The sequence below is a fragment of the Niastella sp. OAS944 genome (genome assembly GCA_024809215.1).
Lineage (GTDB): Bacteria > Bacteroidota > Bacteroidia > Chitinophagales > Chitinophagaceae > Niastella.
The window spans coordinates 838,798-864,228 of sequence record JANUBW010000002.1; the positions used below are offsets into that span (position 1 = coordinate 838,798).

General features: G+C 44.0%; 23 protein-coding genes. 8 read left to right on the top strand and 15 right to left on the bottom strand.

Annotated features, from left to right (window positions below):
• Window positions 1-33: 33 nt before the first annotated feature.
• The 4 genes from GGD38_RS14045 to GGD38_RS14060 all read right to left on the bottom strand — a co-directional run bounded on the left by GGD38_RS14045 (window position 34) and on the right by GGD38_RS14060 (window position 6,149).
• Window positions 34-2,499, bottom strand: coding sequence for a DUF5686 and carboxypeptidase regulatory-like domain-containing protein (locus GGD38_RS14045; protein WP_375300202.1), 2,466 nt, complete (start codon window positions 2,497-2,499; stop codon window positions 34-36).
• A 136-nt stretch (window positions 2,500-2,635) separates the two neighbouring features.
• Window positions 2,636-3,124 carry an RDD family protein gene (locus GGD38_RS14050; RefSeq protein WP_375300201.1) on the bottom strand — a complete coding sequence of 163 codons (489 nt, stop codon included), beginning with the start codon at window positions 3,122-3,124 and terminating at the stop codon, window positions 2,636-2,638.
• 159 nt (window positions 3,125-3,283) lie between these two features.
• On the bottom strand, window positions 3,284-3,685 hold the full coding sequence (locus tag GGD38_RS14055; protein ID WP_375300200.1) for a hypothetical protein: 402 nt from the start codon (window positions 3,683-3,685) through the stop codon (window positions 3,284-3,286).
• 4 nt (window positions 3,686-3,689) lie between these two features.
• Window positions 3,690-6,149 carry a penicillin acylase family protein gene (locus GGD38_RS14060; RefSeq protein ID WP_375300199.1) on the bottom strand — a complete coding sequence of 820 codons (2,460 nt, stop codon included), beginning with the start codon at window positions 6,147-6,149 and terminating at the stop codon, window positions 3,690-3,692.
• Between the two features lie 597 nt (window positions 6,150-6,746).
• Here GGD38_RS14060 and GGD38_RS14065 point away from each other — a divergent pair.
• Entirely contained in the window at window positions 6,747-7,235 is a 489-nt protein-coding gene (locus GGD38_RS14065) for a cupin domain-containing protein (RefSeq protein WP_375300198.1), read from the top strand.
• A 93-nt stretch (window positions 7,236-7,328) separates the two neighbouring features.
• Here the strand turns inward: GGD38_RS14065 and GGD38_RS14070 are convergent, their stop codons facing one another.
• Complete coding sequence (locus tag GGD38_RS14070) at window positions 7,329-8,441, bottom strand: aminotransferase class I/II-fold pyridoxal phosphate-dependent enzyme (protein WP_375300197.1); 1,113 nt, start codon at window positions 8,439-8,441, stop codon at window positions 7,329-7,331.
• Window positions 8,442-8,486: 45 nt separating this feature from the next.
• On the opposite strand from GGD38_RS14070, the gene GGD38_RS14075 reads away from it, so the two are divergent.
• Window positions 8,487-9,095 carry a tRNA-(ms[2]io[6]A)-hydroxylase gene (locus tag GGD38_RS14075; protein WP_375300196.1) on the top strand — a complete coding sequence of 203 codons (609 nt, stop codon included), beginning with the start codon at window positions 8,487-8,489 and terminating at the stop codon, window positions 9,093-9,095.
• 106 nt (window positions 9,096-9,201) lie between these two features.
• Here GGD38_RS14075 and GGD38_RS14080 read toward each other — a convergent pair whose 3' ends face one another.
• Window positions 9,202-9,900 carry a uracil-DNA glycosylase family protein gene (locus tag GGD38_RS14080; protein WP_375300195.1) on the bottom strand — a complete coding sequence of 233 codons (699 nt, stop codon included), beginning with the start codon at window positions 9,898-9,900 and terminating at the stop codon, window positions 9,202-9,204.
• 51 nt (window positions 9,901-9,951) lie between these two features.
• Between GGD38_RS14080 and GGD38_RS14085 the strand changes: the two genes are divergently transcribed.
• A complete protein-coding gene (locus GGD38_RS14085; protein WP_375300194.1) occupies window positions 9,952-11,301 on the top strand; it encodes a Gfo/Idh/MocA family protein in 1,350 nt (449 codons plus the stop codon).
• 143 nt (window positions 11,302-11,444) lie between these two features.
• Here GGD38_RS14085 and GGD38_RS14090 read toward each other — a convergent pair whose 3' ends face one another.
• The 6 genes from GGD38_RS14090 to GGD38_RS14115 form a co-directional block, all read right to left on the bottom strand.
• Window positions 11,445-12,449 carry a GSCFA domain-containing protein gene (locus tag GGD38_RS14090; protein ID WP_375300193.1) on the bottom strand — a complete coding sequence of 335 codons (1,005 nt, stop codon included), beginning with the start codon at window positions 12,447-12,449 and terminating at the stop codon, window positions 11,445-11,447.
• Between the two features lie 141 nt (window positions 12,450-12,590).
• Window positions 12,591-13,463: a hydroxymethylglutaryl-CoA lyase gene (locus GGD38_RS14095; protein ID WP_375300192.1), complete on the bottom strand. Its 873-nt coding sequence runs from the start codon at window positions 13,461-13,463 to the stop codon at window positions 12,591-12,593.
• A gap of 240 nt (window positions 13,464-13,703) precedes the next feature.
• Entirely contained in the window at window positions 13,704-14,468 is a 765-nt protein-coding gene (gene rlmB / locus GGD38_RS14100; RefSeq protein WP_375300191.1) for a 23S rRNA (guanosine(2251)-2'-O)-methyltransferase RlmB, read from the bottom strand.
• On the bottom strand, window positions 14,452-15,012 hold the full coding sequence (locus GGD38_RS14105; protein ID WP_375300190.1) for an NUDIX domain-containing protein: 561 nt from the start codon (window positions 15,010-15,012) through the stop codon (window positions 14,452-14,454). The genes rlmB and GGD38_RS14105 overlap by 17 nt, the downstream gene beginning before the upstream one ends.
• 364 nt (window positions 15,013-15,376) lie before the next feature.
• Entirely contained in the window at window positions 15,377-16,630 is a 1,254-nt protein-coding gene (gene metK, locus GGD38_RS14110; RefSeq protein ID WP_375300189.1) for a methionine adenosyltransferase, read from the bottom strand.
• A 158-nt stretch (window positions 16,631-16,788) separates the two neighbouring features.
• Window positions 16,789-17,601, bottom strand: a complete 813-nt coding sequence (locus tag GGD38_RS14115; RefSeq protein WP_375300188.1) for a glycogen/starch synthase — start codon at window positions 17,599-17,601, stop codon at window positions 16,789-16,791.
• Window positions 17,602-17,793: 192 nt separating this feature from the next.
• Here GGD38_RS14115 and panC point away from each other — a divergent pair, with 192 nt between their 5' ends.
• From panC to GGD38_RS14140, 5 genes are all read left to right on the top strand, one after another.
• Window positions 17,794-18,636, top strand: coding sequence for a pantoate--beta-alanine ligase (panC, locus tag GGD38_RS14120; RefSeq protein ID WP_375300187.1), 843 nt, complete (start codon window positions 17,794-17,796; stop codon window positions 18,634-18,636).
• A gap of 75 nt (window positions 18,637-18,711) precedes the next feature.
• Window positions 18,712-19,056, top strand: coding sequence for an aspartate 1-decarboxylase (gene panD / locus GGD38_RS14125; protein ID WP_375300186.1), 345 nt, complete (start codon window positions 18,712-18,714; stop codon window positions 19,054-19,056).
• 132 nt (window positions 19,057-19,188) lie between these two features.
• Entirely contained in the window at window positions 19,189-20,211 is a 1,023-nt protein-coding gene (locus tag GGD38_RS14130; protein WP_375300185.1) for a lysylphosphatidylglycerol synthase transmembrane domain-containing protein, read from the top strand.
• Window positions 20,198-20,686: a D-glycero-beta-D-manno-heptose 1-phosphate adenylyltransferase gene (gene rfaE2 / locus GGD38_RS14135; RefSeq protein WP_375300184.1), complete on the top strand. Its 489-nt coding sequence runs from the start codon at window positions 20,198-20,200 to the stop codon at window positions 20,684-20,686. Before GGD38_RS14130 ends, rfaE2 begins: the two co-directional genes overlap by 14 nt.
• A 15-nt stretch (window positions 20,687-20,701) precedes the next feature.
• A complete protein-coding gene (locus tag GGD38_RS14140; protein ID WP_375300183.1) occupies window positions 20,702-21,109 on the top strand; it encodes a hypothetical protein in 408 nt (135 codons plus the stop codon).
• 150 nt (window positions 21,110-21,259) lie between these two features.
• Here the strand turns inward: GGD38_RS14140 and GGD38_RS14145 are convergent, their stop codons facing one another.
• The 3 genes from GGD38_RS14145 to GGD38_RS14155 all read right to left on the bottom strand — a co-directional run bounded on the left by GGD38_RS14145 (window position 21,260) and on the right by GGD38_RS14155 (window position 25,241).
• Complete coding sequence (locus GGD38_RS14145) at window positions 21,260-21,901, bottom strand: DUF4294 domain-containing protein (protein ID WP_375300182.1); 642 nt, start codon at window positions 21,899-21,901, stop codon at window positions 21,260-21,262.
• 487 nt (window positions 21,902-22,388) lie between these two features.
• Window positions 22,389-24,812 carry a cytochrome c biogenesis protein CcsA gene (ccsA, locus tag GGD38_RS14150; protein WP_375300181.1) on the bottom strand — a complete coding sequence of 808 codons (2,424 nt, stop codon included), beginning with the start codon at window positions 24,810-24,812 and terminating at the stop codon, window positions 22,389-22,391.
• A gap of 9 nt (window positions 24,813-24,821) precedes the next feature.
• Complete coding sequence (locus GGD38_RS14155) at window positions 24,822-25,241, bottom strand: cytochrome c maturation protein CcmE (protein ID WP_375300180.1); 420 nt, start codon at window positions 25,239-25,241, stop codon at window positions 24,822-24,824.
• Between the last annotated feature and the right edge of the window lie 190 nt (window positions 25,242-25,431).

Here is a 25,431-nt window from a genome sequence, read left to right on the forward strand (position 1 = left end):
CTTTGCCGGCAATTCTTGTCTTTTGTCAATTGCTTACAATTTACCAAACCCTCTGATACCCAACCGGAAACCAAACGTAGACACTTTGCCTTTATCAAACCCCCAAACACAATCGAACCTGGCTATCTTAAGCAGGTTTTCTAACCCCACAAACACCTCCACATACTCTTTATCGCTATCGGCATACAGGGCATTGGCACCCATTACCAGGTACCAGTTAATATCGCGAAAGCCGGGGATCTTATTGGTAAGCAGACCGTTGAAGTGATGCTCAATATGCCCTTCGGCATACAGGCGGTTCATATTGCTGTATTTATAGTAAGGTAGCAATTGAAAGCCGTTCAAATATTCAACCGAAGCCAAAATTTGGTTACCATTAAAATGCGTATAGTCGATCACCGCTACACTATCGCGTTTCAGAAAACCACCTACCACCATTTTATATCTGAAGTTGCCACCCAGGTGCAGGTTCAGGCTCTCGCTTACATCAAAACGCCATTTGGCGTATTCAACATCACTGCCCAGCCAGTTACGTATACCCTGCCAATATTCGAACGTAAGGGTGGGCAAACGCGAACCGATATTTACAATACGCTCAGGGTACTCAATGTATTTTGTTCCGGGCAGCCAGCTTATACCAATATTCCCAATCAATGCCTGGTGCCGTTCAAAGTTCCGGGTCATTATTTCTATTGGGAAGTTGGGTGTAAAATCAATGCCTTTACGATCGCCAAACGAGTAGCTGCTGGTATTTTCCAATGGAATGCGGTCTTCATACTTCATACCACCGAAAATGGTTATACCATTACCTACATCATTTGAAAAATTGAATCGTCCATACCAGGCCTCGTAAAATTTGGCATAATTACGTTCGAACAACCAGCTGCGGATGGTATTACTGAGCTGGCTGATGGGATTGTTATTATTTATTTGCTCCACCCATTTTCCACCACTTATGCTGAACGATGAAAAATACTTGCGGCCATGTGTATAGGTAACCGTGCCGGCTGCATTCAGGTGATTATTACTGAACCCGTACCTTACCGCCGGTTCTATACTTATTGCCCGTCTTGAAGCAGGAATGGTATCGAGCCGTTTTGTATATCGCCCACCCAGGTTTATTAACCAACCTTCAACAGTATTATATGCCACGGTTTGCAGCAATGGGTTAAAGCCATAGGTCTCCCGCTTTTTTTCGCGATAAAAATTCTGGCCCGTAGCTACCAGTGGAAATAAATGCAATTTATTCCGTCGCCGGTCAATAGAGTCAAGGTATTGCGGAGCTTTATGTGCTAATTCAAGACTGTCTTTTTTACGATAATCATTCACCTCTTCCAACTGCAAAGGCAGGGGGCGAATAGAATCCCAAAATGCAGGGGGCTTTTTATTTGAGCCTTCGTAAATTTTAAGATAGGTATTGTTAAAGAACTTGCGTTCGAACGAAGGTTCTATATCGAATTTTGAATACACATTTACAAAACTGCCGCTGGCATCGAACCCAAACAGTTTTACCGAAGGGTACAATACCTGTGTTTTTATTACCCATACATCGTTGTTAAAAGGAACATACAGCTGCTCTATCTTTAACGAGTCTATGAGCTCCATTTGCGAAGTTTTGGTAAGCTGCAACTGTAAACTGTGTATGCGCCAATCGCCCTCGGTAATATTAATATAACCACTAAACAGGGGTTCGTATTTACGCCGGGGTATTACTTTAATTCTATTGATCTCGTGGCCATCTTCTATAAACGTGCCCTCATATTGATAGCGGTAAAAATAAAGCGCGCTGTTGGCAATGGGCGAAATAAAACCGCGTGGGTTTAACCCGCGGCCAACCTTAATGTTGTTTTCGTAAAACGAAACTATTTGTGGCGTGCTTAAACCAAACTCATCGCTTCGGCCGCTTACCCTTGTTGACAATACCTCTACCTTACTTTTACGGCCTTTTTCAACGCTGTAGCGGGCAATGGTCTCTGATAAAAAGAGCATTTTTATTTTACTGGTATCCTCCGCTTCAAATTCAATTTTCTCGCCCAAAAACTTTTTGGGGTACGACCGTAATTGTAACTGCCCTTTTATATATACTTCACTTTGAAACGTGTTGAGTTGTTTAAGATAGTACGGCCGCTTTTTTATGGCGTTGCGTATGATGTCATAAGCGGGGTCCTGGGCGCCGGGCCGCACCACCACTTCTTTTAAACTTAATTGTTGTAACGAGAGTTGAAAATCGAGGGTGATATCATCGGCACCTACGGTTATTGTTTTTTCTAACCGGTTATAGCCTACATACTGAGCCACAATGGTATAAGTACCGGGTTCCAACTGTAGAAAATAAGCGCCTTCTTTATTGGCCGTAGTACCCTGGGTAGTGCCTTTTATGAGGATTGATGCATACAACAGCATTTGCCCTTTTTCGTCGGTAACCTTGCCGCTGATTCGTGCAGCCTGCGCAGATGTGGAACAAACAATAAGAAGGAAAATGACAGTCAGAAATCTCATAATCGCGACGAACGCGAAAATAAGGCCAATTGTTGATTAGCTGCTTTCTAAAATAGTTAAAACGGCATTATAAATAGACCAACCTGCTTTTTTAGCTTGTGAGTTAAAAAAGTTGAGCCCATGGTGGGGCTCTGTGTTAATAAGTATTTTGAGCGGGTGGTGTATAATTAGCATCTATTACCACAGTTTTGGCTACCAGGTCACCTATGCGCTGCCTGTATTTATTATTGGTTGTAACCAGCAAACCCAGGATGCCAAACAATGGCAGAAAATCAATGAGGTCGAACATATGTTTTACAAAGCTGCTGCCAAAGCTTACCTTAAAGAAATCGTCATGCACTGTTTTTATACGAAACAAGGCTTTGCCAATGGTTTGTCCGCTGTTGAATGATTCAATGGCGGGGAAGAAGAACAACCAGGGTATTACAATGGCTAAAAAGCCGGGCAGGCCATTCAACTCCCAGCTTACGCTGCCGTCAATGTTAACATGGCGATCGCCCCAAATAGATGCGCTAAATCCTATAAGGGTAAAATAAATTACATAATCAATGAAGCAGGCTACCCAGCGTTTTAGCCTGGATGCCGGTGGCGGAGAATAGTCGAAGCCGGTTAGAATATCATTCATAGGATTTAATATTACTTGTATAAGGATTTGGGATTTTAAGAAGCTGTTACCGGTTACCAGTTACCGGGTGCCGGGTCTTGGAATTCGGAGCGTTCGCCGTTATTCAACAGGCTGCACATAAAGCCTGGGAACCTGGAACTTGTAACCAGGAACTTATTCTTACTTTCCAATTAATATTTCATCGGAATACGCCCTCTCCTCTTCCAACTTTCTTTCATCATAATACCTGCGTAAAAAGCTTCCCGATAACGCTGAAAGTCCGCCAATGATTGCGCCAACGATGGCAGTAATTAATATCAGCAGCAGGCTGTTGCCGCCCAAAGGAAACAGGCTGGCCATCTTTTGCGATAAGATGTTGTTGTTCTGCGCATCGATCCACCAGCTTAAGCCACCCCACAATAAAAAGATGCTTAGAAAGCCGGTCAAATAAGCCATACCCGGTTTTTGATAAATAAATACCGCTACCAAAAAGGCAACCAGTGCCGCACTCCAAAATGGAAGATAAAAGCCGGCGGCGAAACTTACAGTAAAGGTCAATAATATAGAGATGCCGAATTTCATGTTGTTAATTAAAGTTGATGGTAAATAAAACCCTTGAATCCTTTGCTTCTTTCTCATCCATTACCCACAATCGTTTATATTTTCCGGCCACCCAGTCGTCAATTAAATCATCGTAGAACTTGCTGCCGGGGTTACCGCTTTGTCCGCCCGGATAAATACCCCAGGCGTCGGTCTTATCTGTTAACTCAACGATCATGCGCCAGCTGGGACCGTGAAATTGTTTGGTGGCATTAATGATGTTCTCGCCCCCACCCGTTTCTAAATGAAAACGGCTTAATGGCGCCAGACGTAATAAATGCCGAATACCACCGTCTTTATATTTCCCCCAGTTCAGTGTTGACTGAGCATCGGACTTTGCAACCACCGGTATTGTTTTTTTAAAGGCAGCAGTAACTACATCCTGTACCGTTTCAACATTGGGGGTTGTAATATTATCAAGGAATCTAAAATTGCTTAGTGAAAGGCATTTCACCAGTGTTGCATCTTCAGGCATTATAACCGGCTTTCTGGCCACATCGAGGTCATCGGCCCACACTTCTTTCTCCAGGTTCTCCCACCATAATTGAAATATGGCCGGTGCTTTTTCTATTGCGTCGTAACGCAGGTTCCAGCCACGCAAAATATCGTAGTATTTACTTTCTTCGGCGCTTAACAGGCTTTCATCTATATTGGTCAACAACAAGGGCAATGCAGTTTCTGCAAACACATTGAAGTTATCTGTCTGCATTTTCTTCATATCGTCGATGGTGATGCCCGTCATTTGGCTGAGGTAACGATTGATGATAATGCCACGGTAAATTGGATAGTTGCCGCCAATATAATAAGGATAGGTAGTATCGGTAGCTGCCTGGTTGGCGCTGCTTACAAAACCACGTGCAGGGTTTGCGGTATCGCCCACATGCGGGTTATCTTCGCTTTTTATAGAACCATGCCACAGGTACGAAGTGTCGGTACCGGGCATTATAAAATCGCCCTGGCGGCGCCATTTAACTGGGAATTTTCCCTGCTGCCAGATGGCTATATCACCGCTTTTTGATGCAAATACAAAGTTCTGGCCCGGACAATTAAAAAACCCGATCGCCGCTTTGTACTCGTCTTTATTCTTCATGCGATTGAGCAGGTAAAATGTTTTTAGTTCGTTTGAGCCATCGTGGGCTTTCCACCGAACGGCGCAATTGGTAAAAGCAGATGACCTGCTGTTGCCGGTGAAAGAACGATCGTATTGTACAGGGCCAAAGATGGTATAAGCAACCGTATCATAAAAAGGCAAACGGCCTTTTACTTTAAAGGTATCAATGATTATATCGCTTTGCGCCCAGCCGCCATTGAGTTCGTATTCCTGTTTGCTACCGTCTTTAAAGTTTATAGCGAAATAATCTTTCACATCGCGGCCTGCATTGGTAACGCCCCACGAACAACTATCGTTAAACCCAATGATAACAGCCGGCGAGCCGGGGAATGTTACCCCATACACATTGTATTGCGGCGTATGCAATTGCATTTCGAACCAAAGCGAGGGAAGATTCAAACCCAGGTGCGGGTCGTTACATAAAATGGGACGGCCATTTTTTGTTTTGGTACCATCTACCGCCCAGTTGTTACTGCCATTGTCTTTATCGGGTTTATCAATGGCCGAAGGCGTGGTTATACCTGCAAACGTGTTCCATTTAAAATATAATGAATCGGCAGATACCGGTGTTTGTGGTGGCGCTTTTGCTGCAGTGAAAGCCGTTCCTTTGGGCACTATGGGATCGAGTGAATCCTGTTGTAAGGGATACAGCATTTCAAAATCTTCACGGCTTAATATATTTCTCACATTAGTATATTCAAAGTCATTCTCTGACCCCGTAAGATCGTAGCTCATGTACTTCAAAAAAAGCGCCGTTTTAAAATTGTTCCAGTGTTCGGGTACATAGTTCAGCAACCGGTATTCGAGCGGAAGTTCATTAGCAGGCAGGTTATCGATATAAGCATTTACACCGGCGGTGTAAGCATCGAGCATCGTTTTTGTTTGGGGGTCGCTTTCCATTGTATCGAGCGAACGGTGGGCGCCCAATTTCATTCCTACCCGGCGCATATTGCGATCGTAGTTCAAATAAGCATTATCAGGGCCGGCGCCTAAGATCTCTGACAAACGGCCGGCGGCGGCATGGGTTTGAAACTCCATTTGCCACAGGCGGAACTTAGCGTGCAGGTAACCTTGTACGAGATACAGGTCTTCATCGTTCTGCGCAAATACATGCGGCACCATTCTGTCGTCGACGTACACCTGCACTTTATCTTTAAGCTGTGGCAAATGAAGGTTGAGATCGGGATGGGCATTTACAGGTTCTGCATTCTGCCAAAACCCGGTTTGGGGGCTGAGAAAACGACCCAGCGGCGGAATGCTTCCTATAGGCATGCTTAAGGTGATAATTAAACCGATAGTTACAACTACGGTAACAATAAATGGGATAATGCGCATATTGCTAATTCACATCGGGGGTTAGAAGGATTTTTTAAAAGTAGTGCATTTTTTAATACGGAATGCAGCCGCATGCTATAACATTCATGTAGGGGGCAAAAAGCGGCAATTATGTAAGTCATATAGCCCCCAATTTTGACAAGAAAACTACCACAAAGTTGTATTGTGCGAAAGCGGGCTAATGCTGACTTTTGTGGTGTAATAAATACAGTAGATACCTTATAAAGAAAAGTGAGATGGAAGCCGTGAATTATCAGCGAAAGAAGAGAGTGCTTGGTTTGTTGTTCGCTGCATTACTAATAATAGCATTTTTCGTATAGCAATTATACATTAAAGTTGTTCGCAGTTCAGTAGTCATCAGCAATCGTTTAGTTCATCAACCTTAGAGGTTACAGTCCGTGGTACCGCCCCGACATCTCGTCGGGGCTTTTTTTATGCTCTTCATGTAAAGTTTAAACTTGAACTCCCGCCCAACCGTGCAATGCTGACCACCGTCATTATCGTTAGCCTCCTATATAAACTAATATATAATTGGTCAAATTGTAGTAACTTACTTATCAGTTCTTTTATTTATTCGTCACCTAAATATTGTTTGCTATGAAAAAGACAGTCCATTTTGCCATGGCAGTGCTGCTGGTTCCATGGCTGTCCTGTACTAATAATAACAACCCGGTACAGAACCTTGCAAAAGCGCCAATGGCGACAGGTGAAAAAGCAAAGATGATATTGCCACCCGTGAAGGACACGCTACTGGCAAGCGGCAGAAAGAACATTTATCTTGCCGGGCAACGCAATAAACCCGGTTTCTTCATCGAGCGTTACATTTTCCCGCCCGGTTATAAAGGAATGCCGCATGTACACAATTCCGACCTCTATATTACTATCCTCAGTGGTTCAGCTCATATAGTTATGGATAAAGTATTCGACACTACTGCAGCGTCGATGGCCTATGGCCCCGGAAGTTATGTTTTAATAAAAGCCGATCAACCGCACTATGAATGGTTCACCGAAGAATGTACCATGCAGGTTTCGGGAATTGGTCCAAATGAAACATATTACTTGCCGGAAAATGAAGTTAAAAAATAGTGATTGTTGAGTTATTGAGTTGTTCAGTTATTGAGTTAGCAGATAAACCTACAACTGAACAACTGAATAACTTACGAACTGAATAACTTGTAGCTACGAGCCTAAAACTTTTATTACCTGCTCAAGCTCACCCATGGTATTAAAAGCATGAAGAACGATCCGCAACCTCTCTTTCCCTCTCGGAACCGTAGGATATAAGATGGCACGTACATCGAGGCCGGCCGTTTGTAATTCACCGGCCACCTTTTTAACCTGGTCGTTACCAGGGATGATAACTATTTGTATAGGTGTATCGGAAACCAGCTTTTCGTAACGCATACCGGCCTGCTGAAAGGTATTTATCAGTTGTTGCAAATGCGCCCTTTCGGCATGCATGCCGGCCAATAACTCATATGCACAACGTATGGCTGCCACGCTGGCCTCGGGTAGTGATGTGCTATAGATAAATGATCGCGAAAAATTAATCAGGTAATTGCGTAAGCGCTCGCTGCCCAATACAATGGCGCCATGGCAACCTACAGCCTTGCCAAAGGTATGTATGCGCGCAAAACAGGCTGCCTGCAGGTTGAGTTGTTGCACCAGTCCTTCTCCCTGCCTGCCTACCACTCCCGTGCCATGTGCTTCATCAACGATCAAATGGGCGCCATATTGCCGGCACAAAGCGCTAATGGCCACCAGGGGCGCTTTATCGCCATCCATAGAGAATACCGATTCGGTTACTACGAAGATGGTACCGGTTGCTGCCTGTAATCTTTTCTCCAGATCTTCCAGGTCATTGTGTTTAAACGAAAAAGATTGGGCAAAACTAAGCCTGATGCCATCGCGCAGAGAGGCATGGCTTAGGTAGTCGTATATGATGGTATCGCCACGCTGGGGTACACAACTCAACAGGCCCAGGTTGGCATCGTAACCCGAATTGAATATAAGACCTGCTTCGGCAGCATGAAAGGCTGCCAGCATTTTCTCGGTCTCTTCTACCAATGCATAATTGCCGGCCAGCAGGCGCGAACCGGTGCTGCCATGTTTATATACGGTGGTCGTTTCGGTCAGCTTTTTCTCTATCAACCCGTTGTGCACAATACCCAGGTAATCGTTTGAGCAGAAATCAGTTTTGCCGTTGGGCAATAACAGCCGGCGGAAGGCATTTTGCTGCTGCCGCTCATCGAGTTTTTTTAGTAAGAAGTCGTCGTTCATATGTGGATACATGCCGGGGCAAATATATCACTCTTAGCCATTAACTTTGTGCACTTTATGAGCACTACCAACGATACCAAGAATATATTGGGGCTGCACCTGCCCACCGACCCACGCTGGGTGAACCTGGCTGAGATTTCTTTAGAATACATTCTTACCGACCATGCCTATTGTGAGCAGAAAGCGGCAACCAGCTGTATTTCCCTTATTCAACGCTATAGCGACCTGGAAAAACTGGTAACCGAACTGGCGCCCATCGTTACCGAAGAATGGGGCCACTTCAGGCTGGTGCTGGCCGAGCTGCAAAAGCGCAATCTGAAGTTGGGCAAACAACGAAAAGATGAGTACGTAAACCAGTTACAGGTATTTCAAAAGAAAGATGGCAGTCCCGAACAACGGCTGCTCGATAAACTATTAATATTTGCCCTTATTGAAGCCCGCAGCTGCGAACGTTTTAAAAGGCTGAGCGAAGGGCTCGATGATGAATACCTGCGCAACTTCTATCGCCGCTTTATGGAAAGCGAAGCCGGCCATTATCATTTATTTATTGAGCTGGCCGAAACCTATTGTGAAAAAGCCATGGTGCGTAAAAGATGGCAGGAATGGTTGACTTTTGAAGCAGACCTGATTCAAAAGTTGGAAGTTCGTGGAGATCGCATGCATTAGTTTGTTTGTGGTTTGTAGTTTGTTGTTTGTGGTTGCTGCCCCGCTTTGAGGTTCCCAATTAATTTTGAGCTTGCGCAGTTAATAACAACAAACCATAAACCACAAACTACAAACTCTTTCTTAGTTTCGCTACATATAAATCAACGAACTCAGAAATCTTCTTACGTCGGTATTGCATAACCCAACGTGGATGCGGCAATGGAATGATCTCCTTAAAGAACCCGTGCTTTGCATTTATCTTCTGAAATATTTTGTAGTTGGTTCCCTCACCTAAACAAAAACATATCTCCCTTGTAGTGGCAATGGTATTCAACTGTTCATTGATGCATTGAATGATATACGGCTCACTGTTTTTCAGCAATTCTTTATCATCGTAGTAGTTGAGATTAACACCATTTTTTGTAAAGCCCAAAGGCGATAAGGCGGTTATATAAAAATCGTAATAGAATGCTTTGGCTCCGCCATACGCTTCAACCACTGCATATATAAAATGCGACGATAACTCTGCTTTCTTTGGCAGGTCGTTATCAATACCACATACTTCTTTTAATCGTATAGGGTCTGTGAAGGGCACCCCTGTAACACCACCGCCAAACCGCCCGGGGTTGATGCCAAAAATGAATTTGCGTTCATGGTGATCATTGTAAAACTTATGATAAAATGTTTCGGCCAGCTGCCACGAACCCGCATCGGCAAAAGGGTTCATAATGGCCACGCCCGCCGGTAATTTAACGTTTGGCGACAGGTTTTTGTAAAAATCAAGGATTGCATTCGATTGCGTAAGTTTTTGAGCGGCGGCATTCATGTTGGCTTATTTGGTATTTTGGCAGCATCAAATTTCACGTAAAAATAAGCTATGAACCGAAGATCATTTGTCAAAAATACGGGACTCGCAACAGCAGGCCTGATATTACCTTCTGCAAAAATTTTTGCTGCGCCTGACCCCGTAGTTAAACTGGGTTTTATTGGTGTTGGCTTACGCGGACAAAACCACCTCGACAATGCGCTTCGGCGTAAAGATGTTAATGTAGTAGCCATATGTGATATTGATGAGCGTATGCTTGAGCGTTGCGTCAACATCGTTAAAAAATCGGGTAAACCCATGCCTAAGGTTTACAAAGACGATGTAAATGCCTGGAAGAAAATGCTTGAATTAAAAGAACTGGATGCTGTTATTATTGCCACCCCCTGGGAATGGCATGCGCCCATGATCATTGGCTGCCTAGAAGCCGGCATTAAATATATTGGTACCGAAGTAATGCTGGGCATCACATTGCAAGACCATTGGGATGTGGTTAAGGCAACCGAACACCACAAGGGCCATGTTATGATGATGGAGAATGTTTGCTACCGCCGCGATGTAATGGCTGTATTAAATATGGTGCGCCAGGGTATGTTTGGCGAGTTGCTTCACCTGCAGGGTGGTTACCAGCACGATCTGCGGGCTGTTAAATTCAACGATGGTAAACAGGCGTATGGTGGTGGTGTTGAATTTGGTGAGAAAGGATGGTCGGAAGCCCACTGGCGTACAGAACACTCTGTACATCGTAACGGTGATTTGTATCCTACACACGGCATTGGCCCCGTAGCGGAAATGCTCAACATCAATTACGGCAACCGCTTTGTATCGCTCTCCAGCTTTGCCACCAAATCGCGCGGACTGCATGAGTATATTGTAAAGAATGGTGGTGAACAACACCCCAATGCCAAAGTAGAATTTAAACTGGGCGACATAGTTACCACACAGATCCGTTGTGCCAATGGAGAAACCATTTTATTACAACACGATACCAACCTGCCCCGCCCCTACTCACTTGGTTTCAGAGTTCAGGGCACCAAAGGTATTTGGATGGATGTTAATCATTCGCTGTATATAGAAGGTGTAAGCAAAACCAACGATAAGTGGGAAGATGCCAAAGCCTACCTCGATCAATACGATCATCCATTATGGAAACGTTGGGGCGCTTCTACCGAAGGCGCAGGTCATGGTGGAATGGACTTCTTCGTTTTGCATGCCTTTATTGAATCAATAAAACGCAAAACCACCACACCAATGGATGTTTATGATGCCGCCGCCTGGAGCGCCATTACGCCGTTAAGTGAAAAGAGTATTGAGTTGGGTAATGAAACGGTTGAATTCCCCGATTTTACCGGTGGGCAGTGGATGTATAGGAAGAATTCCTTCGCGTTAACTGATGAATATTAAAGCATGATTTATGTTCGTGGGTGTGAGCTGAGATAAGGGATAAAAGTTGACAAGTTGACAAGGGTATTTATAACTGTATTACCTTGTCAACTTGTTAACCTGTTAACTTGTCAACCCTTTTACTTATATCCTGTTAGATTCAATTATTGAAGAAAGTATCTAATATCTTCATCAAGATTCAGGAACGGATATTTCCTCTGTAACTCCTGCGCCTTTTCCAAATGCGTCTTTAAAAACCGCTTATGCGCTTCGGTAGCAGGCTGAAAAGGTTTGTGCTTACGGGCTATCACTATCTTTTTAATTTCCTCGGCCAGTTGCTGTGCTTTTTCATCAACAAAATGCCGCATGAATTTGTCGAGCACAAATGAAGTAGCCTGGTAATTGGGATGCACCATATCTATATCATAGAACCGGTAATCGCGCAACACATCTATCACCAGTTCATACGCAGGAAAATAATACAGCTTGTCGAACTTATTTACCAGGTGGTGCACCACTTCTATCAACCGCGCTTTACTGCGGTTATTATCAATAACCCCATCGCGAATATGCCGCACGGGGCTTACAGTAAAAATAATTTTTAAATTGGGATTGAACTGAAACAACTGGTGCAAACAGTTATCGAGCATGGTGGTTGTTTCTTCAATCGTAAGCAGGTGTTTGTTGAACCAGCCGGCCGGTGTGCGGTGATTGTTGGCAACTGCACCCCGTACCGCACCGCGACGGAAAGATTGAGGCACCTGTTCTGTTAAACGATAACTGAATGAAGTTCCCAATGTAATGATGAGCCAGTTGGCCGTCTTCAAATAAGTATGCGCTTCCTGTTGCGATTCATTAATGCCCCGCAAACATTCCTGCAGATCGGTTTTTGAGAACCGGCTATGGTGCTGCCAGCTTTGCCATACTTCGTTATAATAAAAAAGCTCTTCGCTTTGATACTGTTTGTTCTGTACATAGGATACCAGGCTGCTTACCACACTGGCCGGATCGAACAAAATACCATTGGGGTTTTGCAGCACACCAAACTTAAGCTCATCGAGCTTTTCACCTATGTGCTCGGTAAAACACGATCCCATTAACATGATATTGTCCTGGTAATTGATGGGCGTTTGCAAAGTAGCTATCTGAATGGGTATCTGTAGGTCCATATGCACGTTTAACAGGTTTATACATTATAAGATAAGGTAGTTGCTTGCTAACAGGTAGTTATAGTGAAGGGTGAAATGGAGATGAATATATAGCGTGTTGTAACCCGGTTGTTACCGCGGTACGGTTTGTACGAATGCTTTTCATAAGGTAAATATTTCGTTAGCTAAGTTAACACTTTTAGCCAGCGCTGTTTTATTCAATTTGGGCACATTGTCATATTGTTCTAAATATGATATGAGCCATTCTGTATCTATGTTGCCCACCAGGTCATCGTTGGCCATAGGGCATCCGCCCACACCTTTCATGGCCGAATCGAACCGGCGGCAGCCGGCCTTCCAGGCGGCTTCAATTTTGGGCTGCCGGTTGTGCGAACTGCTATGCAGGTGTACGCCAATTTCGTGATTGGGCAGTTTCTCAACTACATAATTGGTCATGGAATACACCTGTTCGGGCGTAGCAAGACCAACGGTATCGGCCAGTGAAATAATGGGCACGCCCATACCGGCAATGCGGTTAACCCATTCAAATACAATTTCGGGCGACCAGGCATCGCCATAGGGATTGCCAAAACCCATGGAAATATAAATGACCAGCTGTTTATGGCTTTGTTCACAAATGCGTTGTATTTCAATTACCCTTTGCAACGATTGGGCAACGGTACTGTTGGTGTTTCGTAGTTGAAAGGTTTCGCTTACCGAAAAGGGAAAACCCAGGTAGCTGATCTCTTCAAAGGCGGCCGCTTCTTCGGCCCCCCGTACATTGGCCACTATGGCCAGTAATTTGGTGGGGGTATCTGTTTGTAACTGCCTCAGACCCTTTAAAACCTCCGCCGTATCGGCCAGTTGCGGAATGGCTTTGGGCGATACAAAACTGCCAAAATCAAGCGTATTAAACCCAACCTGCAATAGGGAATGCAGGTACTCGATCTTTTTTTGGGTTGGAATATACACCGGCCAGCCCTGCATGGCGTCGCGGGGACATTCGATGAGGTGTATGGGCGTGTTTGTGCTCAATGATTATGATTTGGGTTTATAAGTTACCAGGTACCGGGTTCCGGGTTCCAGGTTTCAGGTTTCAGGTTTCAGGTTAATGGCTCGTTACAATTTTGCTACTGCTGAATGACGACTGTTACCGTATTTAACCGGAAACTGCATTCTGATTTCCCGGCAACCGGTAACCGGTAACCAGTAACTGTATTCTTTTTCCCCTGCAACTTGTAACATGTAACCTGCAACGGTTGTTTTAACCTAAGTCTACATCCTTTTCTTCATAGCCTCATACAACACGATGCCCGTAGCTACCGACACATTAAACGACTCAAAGTTTCCGGCCATTGGGATCTTTATTTTTTCATCGCATATTTTCATCAATGCCGGAAAAACGCCGTTCTCTTCATTCCCCATTACAATACAACAGGGTTCTGAATAATCAACTTCATACAGGAACTTTTCGGCTATCATTTCAGTAGCAAATACTTTTATGCCATTCAGGTGCAGCGTATCAACCGCTTTCATTAAACTGTTCACCCGGCAAATATGGATCTTTTCCAACGCCCCGGCCGACGATTTCATGGCCTCTTCATTAAGGGCGCCAACGCCTTTGTCGGGAATAATAATGGCCTGAGCGCCGCAACAAACCGCGCTACGGGCAATAGCGCCAATATTACGCACATCGGTTATACCATCGAGTATTACAAACAATGGGGTTTCGCCATTGCTTGTTACATGATCAATGACCTGTTGCAGGTCCATATACTGCACCAAACCGGCAATGGCAATAACGCCCTGGTGATTGGCCTTTGTAAAGGATTGCAGCTTTTCGGGCGGCACCTGTTGAATGGGAATGTTCTGTTCTTTGGCCAATTGTCTTATGGTGCCAATAGAATCACCGCTAACATTGCGTTGAAAGAATATTTTATCTATGGGCCGGCCACTTTCTATGGCTTCAATTACAGGCTGACGGCCTATGATCAGGGATGCTTTATTTATACCAGGTTTCTTTTTATGATAACCGTCCATCTGCTAACATGAGTTTTACTTTTAAAATAGCTGCTACCGACATAGAATCGGTGATCTCACCGCGTTCTACCATTTGATATGCCTCTTCAAACGGCAGTTTTTTTACCTGAAGTTGTTCCGTTTCTTCGGGACAGGCAGTTTCCTGGCGAAGGCCCCGGGCCAGGTAAATAACGGCATATTCATCAGAAACAGAATTGCTCAAATGCATTTCAACGATCTGGGTCCAGTCGGCGGCTACCAGACCGGTTTCTTCCAGCAGTTCGCGTTTGGCCGAGTCAACCGGGTCAATGCCAAAAGCGCCGCCGCCTTCGGGAATTTCCCAGCTATAGCGGTCCAAAGGAAAGCGGTACTGACCAACAAGGTAGGTATTCAATTCTTCATCGAGCGCCAGGGCGCCTACAGCAATTGCCTTAAAATGCACTTTGCCATAAATGCCTTTACCGCCAGAGGGGTTAATGACGTCGAACTCCGTAAGTTTTATCCATGGGTTTTCATAGACCTTCTTTTCAGCCATTACCTGCCATGGATTCTGTTGTTCATTCATGGCCCGAAAATATAACATATGCTACAAAAAAACAGTCCCAACGGTACCGTCGGGACTGAATAATCTATTTATAAACGCTTTATAAGAGTTTCATTGCTATCACCAGTAAAGAAGACCACCCCACTATTAGTATTACTAGCCACCTCAACTGATTTTTGAAAAGCTGATCCATACGATCGCCAAGCCTGGACAAATCCTCCTTTAGTAATAGCATGTCTTGCTTGGTAGCAAGGCGATCATTCTCATTTGGAGTTGTTTCCATTTCACGGATTTCAACAAATATAAATATTTCCCTATGTAAAAACAAATATGCCGCTCGTTAAACGAGCGGCATATTTTTTATATTCACATGATTTACATGTTATTATCTAATACCAAAAGCCTGTTTGATCTTACGTACATAATCAAGCTTTTCCCAGGTGAACAGCTCCACTTTCTTCTTCACAGTTTTGCCATCAGGAGCAGTGAAAGTTTTTTCAACCACTTCTGGCTGGCGGCCCATGTGACCGTAAGCAGCAGTTTCGCTGTAAATAGGGTTACGCAGTTTCAGGCGTTGCTCAATAAAGTAAGGACGCATATCGAAGATCTGGCTAACGCGTTTTGCGATCTCACCATCGGTAAGCTCTACTTTGGCAGTGCCGTAGGTATTGATGTACAATCCCATTGGCTGGGCAACACCAATAGCGTAAGAAACCTGTACCAGTACTTCTTCACACAAACCTGAAGCAACCAGGTTTTTAGCAATGTGACGGGTAGCATAAGCAGCAGAACGGTCAACTTTTGAAGGATCTTTTCCGCTGAATGCACCACCACCGTGAGCACCTTTACCACCATAAGTATCAACAATGATCTTACGGCCGGTTAAACCAGTATCGCCGTGTGGGCCACCGATAACGAATTTACCAGTTGGGTTAACGTGATACTTGATTTTATCGTTGAACAGGTGAGCGTATTTTTTATACTTGGCTTTAACGCGTGGGATCAGGATGTTGATAATATCTTCCTTGATCTTCTTAGCCATTTTAGCTTCTGTATCGAAATCATCGTGTTGTGTACTTACAACAATAGCATCAATACGAACAGGTTTGTTATTATCATCATACTCGAGGGTAACCTGGCTTTTTGCATCAGGGCGCAAATACTCGATCTTTTTGCCTTCGCGACGCAGCGCAGCCAGCTCGATCAATAATTTATGGGCAATGTCCAACGCCAGTGGCATATAATCTTCGGTTTCGTTGGTAGCGTAACCAAACATCATACCCTGGTCGCCGGCGCCTTGTTCTTCTTTTTTTGTTTTATCAACGCCCTGGTTAATATCGGCCGATTGCTCGTGAATGGCAGATAATACACCACAAGAGCTGGCTTCGAACATATATTCGCTCTTGGTGTAACCAATTTTGCGAATCACTTCGCGGGCAATTGTCTGTACATCGAGATATGCCTTAGATTTTACTTCGCCAGCTAGTACTACTTGACCGGTTGTAACCAGGGTTTCACAAGCTACTTTTGATTGAGCATCAAAAGCCAGGAAGTTATCAATCAAGGCATCAGAGATCTGGTCAGCTACTTTATCAGGATGACCTTCCGAAACACTCTCAGAAGTAAATAAATAAGGCATAGATCTTTTTGTTAGTTAGTTGTATAGAATATTAATGGGTAAATATATATGATCTATGTTGTAAGTTCCAAGCTTTAGTTGTTACACAATTGTCATTGTTGATTTCTTGTGAACATCCCATTAAGCTTGAAACTTAAACGCAGACACTTTCAATCTTATTATTTGGTGAGATCGTGATACAGTTGCAGGTAATCTGTTAAATCAGACTCGGCATTATAAGTGAGCACCTTCTTACCTTTTACTTTTCCAAAATCCTCAACCAGCTTTTTATCAACCTTATCGGCGCCAAAGGTAATAGCATCGGCATACGTGGCTCCGCCGCGCATCATGGCCGTTGTGGTACCTTCTTTAAATGGTTCCAGGTCTTTTTCTTTTACAAAAGAGCTAATAGAAGCGATCTTCAGAAAATCATCACCCAGTTTTTCTTTAGCAGTATTATTACCAATAGTATAAATAACCTTGCTGTGTGAGAATACTGGCTCCTTTTTGTAAGCCGTTTTTTGGTACAAAGGAACTAAGCCGGTCATCCAGCCACTGCAATGAATGATGTCTGGAGGCCAACCGAACTTTTTAACCGTTTCCAGGGCGCCTTTACAGAAGAATACCGTACGCAGGTCATTGTCATCGAACCATTTTTCACTATCGTCGTGGAAGATGGACTTACGCTTGAACAGATCTTCATTATCCAGAAAGTACACCTGTAACCGCGCATTGGGTAATGAGGCTACTTTAATTTGCAGGGGATAATCATCATTACCTACAGAAACATTAATGCCCGACAACCGAACCACTTCATGCAGGCGATGTCGTCTTTCGTTTATTACCCCAAACCGAGGCATAATACAACGCACTTCAAAGCCATTTTCATTTGCCTTTATTGCCAACCGGTTAACCGTTTCGGAGAATTCTGTTAACTCCAGGTAGGGGGACATTTCGTTAGCAATAAATAAAATTCTTTTCTTTGTCAGCATTATAGATAATAGTTAATGAGCTAACTTTTAAAAATCAGGGTGCAAAGTTAAGGTTTTTTTATTAGTTCTAAGTTCTGGGTTCTCAGATCTGTGTTTCCAGAACGGCTCCAGGAGCCCTATTTCTGAATGATTGATTCATTCCGCACCATAGAAACAGTAACAGTGCGGATATAAAACTTAAAATTTCGTTAAATGATCATTTTTAAATATGCCGATCAGCTTGCCCGGTATATAGAACAGCAAAAAAAGGCCGGTAAAGTAATTGGTTTTGTGCCAACTATGGGGGCCCTCCACAATGGCCATATAGCACTAATTGACCAATCGAAACAAAACACCGGGGTTACGGTTTGCAGTATTTTTGTGAACCCCACCCAGTTCAATAACCCAACCGATTACCAGCTATATCCCAATACCATTGAAAAAGATATTGAGAAACTGGAAGCTGCCGGCTGCGATATTTTATTCCTGCCCGCCATTGCCGAAATGTACCCCCAGGGTACCGCCAACCTCGAAAAATACGACCTGGGTTATCTCGAAACCTTGCTGGAAGGAAAATTCCGCCCCGGCCATTTTCAGGGGGTTTGCCAGGTAATGAACCGATTGCTAAAGATGGTTAATGCCCATAAATTATTTATGGGACAAAAAGATTACCAGCAATGTATGGTGGTTAGCCGTTTGTTGCAACTGATGCAATGCCCTACCGAACTGATCACCTGCCCCACTCTGCGCGAGGCCGACGGACTGGCGATGAGCAGCCGCAACCTGCGCCTTACACCCGACGACCGGCAAAAAGCCACCACTATATATAAATGCCTCACCCTAATTAAACAGGAATGCAACCAGGGCGGCAGCTGGCCTGTTATTAAGAACAAAGCCACACAACTATTAACCGATGCCGGTTTCCGCATCGATTATGTTGAACTGGCCGATGCCAATACCCTGGAACCTGCCACGGCTCCCAACAAGGGCCCACAGGTAGCCTTAATAGCCGCTTTTTTACACGACGTGCGGCTTATTGACAATATGCTGATGTGATGATAGGCTATTGCTGATATTCAATCTTATTCACTAGCTTGCGCCCGTTTTCTAAAATCGAACAATACGTATAACATGGAGATAGAAATCCTGAAATCGAAAATTCACCGTGTAACCATAACTGAGGCCAACCTCAACTATGTGGGCAGTTTAACGCTCGATGAAGACCTTATGGATGCCGCCAACATGATCGAATACGAAAAAGTTCAGATCGTGAACGTAAACAACGGTACCCGTATCGAAACTTACCTAATTAAAGGAAAACGTGGTTCTGGTGTGTGCTGTTTGAACGGACCAGCCGCCCGCCAGGGCGCTGTAGGCGATATTGTAATTGTTATTTCCTACGCAACCATTGAATTTGAAAAAGCGAAATCATTCAAGCCATCTGTAGTATTTCCGCAAACGGGAAATAAATTGTAGGTATACACATAAGTTTTTTGCGTAATAAAGGGGCAATTTTTTGCTCCTTTCATCAACTTATTAACTTGTTAACTTGTCAACTCGTTAACTTGTTAACTAGTTAACCTAAATTTGTAGTATAATTTCCACTGTATGAATAAAAAAGTTCTGAGTGTATTACAGTATATCCTTTTTCTGGGACTCAGTATTTTTTTGGTATGGTGGTCGATCAAAGATATCAGCGATAAAGGCTGGGACGATATTAAGGGCGCGTTTCGCAATGCAAACTACCTGTTGATCATACCCGTTATGATCACCTTGTTATTAAGCCATTTCAGCCGGGCAATGCGTTGGAAAATATTAATGGAACCCCTGGGCTATAAACCAAGGGTTTTTAATACTTATATGGCCGTGCTCATTGGCTATATGGCCAACCTGGCCATTCCCAGGTTGGGCGAAGTATTGAAATGCACCATTCTTGCCCGTTATGAAAAAGTACCTGCCGATAAACTGGTAGGCACCATTGTGGCCGAACGGGCATTCGATGTGCTTTGCCTGCTGCTGGTGATCGTTATTACCATCGCTACCCAGGCCGATGTAATTGGTGGTTATTTGAATGAAACGCTTCACAAGATCGTTCAATCAAAAGCCGGAGCATTTTCTACAACCCGAATCATCATATTGCTGGCAGTGGTTGTAATAGCCATCTTAGCGGTAGTGTTCATCTTAAAGAAATTCTCACACAGCAGTTTCATCAAAAAAATAAAGACCATTTTCGAGGGCATCTGGCATGGCATAACCAGTGTACGCTACCTGAAGAATAAAGGGTGGTTCATTTTTCACACCATTTTCATTTGGACAATGTACCTGCTGAGCGTACAGATCGGCTTCTGGGCCATGAAAGAAACTTCGATCTATGGAATTCCACAGGCCTTATCGGTTTTAACCATGGGCAGCCTGGCCATGATTGTGCCTGCGCCCGGAGCCGGACTGGGTGTATACGCACTTTTTGTGCAAAACACCATGCTGGCTTATGGATTAAAAGAAACGCTCGGTTTTGCTTTTGGCCAGCTGATGTGGTCGGTGCAATTCTTTTTTGCCTTAATTAGCGGTTTTATTGCGTTAAGCATATTACCCTATTTCAATAAAAGCATTACAGTTAATGAGAAAAGCTGATATTATTCCCACCCGGGTTTGTACATTGAATGAAGCAGTGCATAAAATGAACCAGTGGCGGGTGACAGGAAAAAAGGTGGCATTTACCAATGGCGTATTCGACATCTTACACCGCGGTCATATTTTTTCACTTTCACAGGCCGCAGCAGAAGCTGATTATTTAGTGGTTGGAATAAACTCCGACGCCAGCACCAAACGCCTTAAAGGCGATAGCCGCCCCGTGAACGACGAACAATCACGCGCGCTTATAATGGCCTCCTTGCTGATGGTTGATATGGTGGTAATTTTTGAAGAAGATACCCCACTCAACCTCATCACCACCCTGCAACCCGATGTGCTGGTTAAAGGTGGCGATTATACGCTGGAACAAATTGTTGGCGCCAAAGAGGTAATGGCTGCAGGTGGTAAAGTAATAATTAATCCTATTGTTGAAGGGTTTTCTACAACGGGAATAATACAGAAAATGCAGTCATAACCATATTCCGAAGCTATGAATCCAACCTTACTTCAACTTCAACAGGAGATCTATACCTACGTTACAACTGATTACGACGAAGGAGAATCGAAACCGTATTACGTTAACTACTCGCCCAAATTACTTTTCCAGCAGGTTGGAGAACTGTTTGACATTTCCTTTTACGGAGACGGCTATGATGATGATGCGGAAACAAAAGCAGTAGACCTGGATTTTGAAACGAACTTCCCATTTTGCCGGTTCCTTGATTTTATAATTGAACAGGAGAATGCCGATAAATTGATCTCTTTGACATTTGATGGCCCCGATACAGGCGCAAACGGAATAAAAAGCTGGAAGTTCAACAGGATCATTCATCATTTGAAAAGTTCAGGAAACTTTTTACGTCCAAAGCATTTTCAACAGTCGACCACTTTACACTGAGGAATTCCATTTTAACTATGGAACAGCTTTTTGAATTGCAAAAGCTTTCCGATGTGCAGTTCTTGAATATTGCTGCCAAAGGCGGGCGGTATATAAGCCATTTGATGATGGAACAAAAATAGCAGTAAAGATCTGGGAGATGGGGATATCTTACATCCGGTGCATTCGCTCTACTTCCTGAACGATCATCTCTATCTCCCGCTCATTGCCATTTGCATCGTAGGGCTGCTTGAGATTGCTGCCGAATACAAATGCAACGGTTTGCCAGGCCCGGGCGGTAAATCCACCTTTATATTCCTTGATGATATTGTAACAGTTATTACCGGTTTGCCGGTTAATGAGTTTCATCAGCACTTTACCCTGGTAAATAGATAATTCGCTCAATGGTTCGGCAAACTGTTTCTTCAATTCCTTCTCACGCGAATGGATATATTTCTTTTTATCCTTATCGTTCATATTCACAACGCGGGCATTAATGTCGTTCATAATGGCACCGGCCTTGCGGGCATACGGGTAACAAACATACACGGCATTGCGCAAACGCGTCCACTCCTGCCTTCTCTTTAATAAATGTTTGGGATAGGGAACCTGAACCCAGGTCCATTCGAGGGTTTGTACGGGCACATATTCACCACCATGAATTTCGGCGGGTACCGGAATGGTATCATTAGGGCCCAAAACCGGTAATGGGATTGAATCGGGAGCTGTTTGGCCAGCCGCCGGATTAACCGACACCGCCACAAGCGCCAAAACAGCCATTACCAAACTGAGTATTTTTCTTTTTGCAGTCATTCGAGTGCTACAATATAATACAATTTCCTTTGTAATTATAATTCCAAAAAGACACGGAACGTAACCCATTCCGCTGCAAAACAATTCTTAAAAAAAATGTAAGAACTGCACCAAAGGTACAATACCAGGTATTCAGGAAAAGCAGTTGGGCGATGATGGTTTTGTGAAATAAGGCTATTCTCTTATTGGGAATTAATCCTTCTCATGGTAATGCCTTTCCTGTCCGGGCGCCTTGGTGGTTCGATCCGGCAATCGTGAATCGGCAATCGGCAATGGCTCTCGAAATTCAAGGCCTCGCTTGTCGTGAAACGTGAAACGGCAAACGTGAAAGTCCTATCATTGAGCTCGAAACTATTTTCAGCCTCGCTTACCGCCTTTTTAAACTTCGCTAAAAAGAAAAAGTCCCGCCATAGGCAGGACTTATTCAATATTTTGATATTCTTACTCTGTATTTCCTCGTCAACTCGTCAACTTGTTAACTAGTCAACTATTTCAACAACTTAACCCTCCGCACAATACTCATCACAAACCCCACGATCATCAAAATAGTGCCTAACCAAACCAGGTTAATAAAGGGGAACTGTAACACCTTTAGGGCCAGGAACGGCGCCAGGCGCGATGATTCTTTTACACTGATCTCCAGGTGCTTATCATCGGCCACGCGGGTCAGGTTTATAGCCAGCCCTTCCGAATAAAGCGTATCGGGTATTAATTGAGCGCTGTTATTGCGAACATAGAACACCGGTTTGGCGCTCAGTTTTTGCTGCTCCTTGGTGTAAACGCTCAGGTTGGCCATTATAGCCGTATCCTTACCGGTAAATTTATGTTTTGCATCATTCGGGTTAACAGTAACGCTGTCCAGGATCATATACCCTTCAGAATAAAATACCGTATCGCCGGTTTTCACTACATGATTTTTAAACTGGGCCGTATCGGGGCCTTCCTGTACAGAGCTGGCATGGTTTACATAACTGAAAATATCCTTATGCCAGTAGTGCCGTGAGTCGGGGTTGTTCGACATTCCCTCCTGTCCCTTGGTATTCTTGATAAGATCGGGATACAGGGTGAACTTATCGCCCCCATCCTTACGCTCCATATCTACTTTGAACCAGGTGATCTTTCCGTTTTCACTCACCGAATCCTTCTCGTAAGTTGCCCAGTATTTACCCATATCGGTTTTTACACCGCGGAACAGGGTCAGGTTCTCAAAACCCTCTTTCGGTCTTTCAGGACCAAAATTGAGCGGGTTGAAGGTATTTACAGAAAGTACTTCTTTTTTAGAAGAAGAAATAAGGATACCCACGAGCATCAGCGCAAAACCAAAATGCGCTACCGAGCCGCCGGCGGCTTTCCATTTACCATTCAAACCAGTATAAATGTAGGCAGCGTTGGCAATAACCGCATACACCGCAGCAAACAATGCCAGGTGAATAGCTGCCAGAAAACCAATGCCGTATTTATCGTAATTAATATGACCAAAGTAACTGATTGAAACCGATACCAACAGGGAAACAACAGTAGCCCATAACAGCTTTTTTACAAAATAGGCTTTTGCCGTGTTCTTGTATTTGAGGTATTGCCCAATGGCAGTTAAAATTCCAATAACCACAGCTACAAAAACCTGAATGCGGTTGTAGGGGAATTCTTTGTCTTCGCCAATAACCAGCGAAGTGCCAAACAGTTTATTAATTATTGGGAACGAAGTAGGAACAATAATGGCCATGGCCGACAGAAACAATACCAGCGAACCAATAAACATCCAAAACTCGCGGCTGTTGAACTCTTCTTCCTTGGCAATATGCGGTATCTTTTTATACCGGGCAATGAACAATGCCAGCGATGGAACTATAATAATAAACAGCCAGATGCGCATTTGCCAGTTCATGCCCGAATCAACAAAAGCATGTACGGAAGTATCCTGCAAATCGCCGCTGCGGGTAAGGTAAGTAGAATACAATACCAGCAGAAAGCTCAATATAAAAAAGAAGTTTGTTGCCCGTAAAGAATGACCGGTTGAGTTATAAATAACCTGGGTATGAATACCAGCAACCATTACCAGCCAGGGTACCAGTGAAGCATTTTCAACGGGGTCCCAGGCCCAGTAACCGCCAAAAGTGAGCGACTCGTATGCCCAGGCGGCACCCATCATAATGCCCAGTCCGAAAATAGCGCCAGAGAATAACGACCAGGGTAAGGCCATCTTCGTCCAACCGCCAAAGTCCTTTTTCCATAAGCCGGCAATGGCAAAAGCAAAAGGAACAATGGTACTGGCATAACCCAGGAACAGCACCGGTGGGTGAATAACCATCCAATAGTTCTGTAATAATTGGTTGAGGCCGTTACCATTAGCTATTTTAGGTTGTTTCAGGTAATCCAGGGCCGAAAATACCGGCGCATCCTGAAACTGGTGGCGTGTAAGCAAAAACGGACTGCTTCCTATTTTCAGGTCGAACACATAAACACCTAAAATAAGGGTAGCCAGGCAAAACTGTGCAAAGCTCATTACCGTCATCACGGGCGCTTCGAACCTTTTGCTTGTTTTTATAAGCACCAGACCTAAAATCGATTGCCAGAGGGTCCATAAAAGAAAGGCGCCCTCCTGCCCTTCCCAAATGCTGCTAAGCAGGTATTTTGGGTTCAGGGTAACATCCGAGTGGTTCCAGGCATAAAAGTATTCGTGGTAATGATTGGCAATGATATAGAAGATGATGCCGAAGGTGGTAAGCACCGAAACCGCATCGACAAAAAATGCAGCACGGGCCAGTTTCTTCCAGCTATCGTGGTCTTGAGGTGTAGTGGCATTGGCGGCTTTAAAATAAGCAATTGTAGCCACCAGCGACGCTATCAGGGAAAGCACTATCAAAAAATGTCCCAACTGACCGGGTAACAGGTGTTCACCGATATACTTCATTACAGGGTTTTAATTTTGAGTCAGGTTGTTCTGCGCAGCTTTGGGGTCGTCTTTATACTTGGAAGGACATTTAATGAGGATACCATCTTTACGGGTAATTTCAAAAACGTCGCCCTGCATTTTTCCTTTCAGCACAATACGATCACTCTTCTCCATATCGAAAGGTTTTTCGAAATAGTAACGCACCTGTGCGCGGTTCCCCAATGAGTCAACTACGTAGAATTTGGTTAAGTTGGGGTCTTTGGCGGGGTCGTACTCGATGGGTACTGCTACCGTTTTGTCGAGTTTGGCAATAACTGTTACCGTTTTTCCTTCTTTTTGACGGGCTGAGGCGATTGTTTCATAGGTAGATAAGTCGGCCATAAAGCTTAAAAGGATCATAATACAGACCGCAATGCCTACCAGTATAACAATATGGATCTTTTTCATCTGAAATTTTTATTGTAACGCTTTGACTGCGTGGCACAATTGTTATATATGCACCGCAAAGTTAGTTCAAAAATGTATTGAGGTAGGGAATGATTTTGATCATATGACATTAAAAAGTTCTCAGTTTTCATTAACTGTGGAGCTAACAAAGCGACCCGGGAAAAGGTTCAAAAAAGTTCACAGTTTTCAG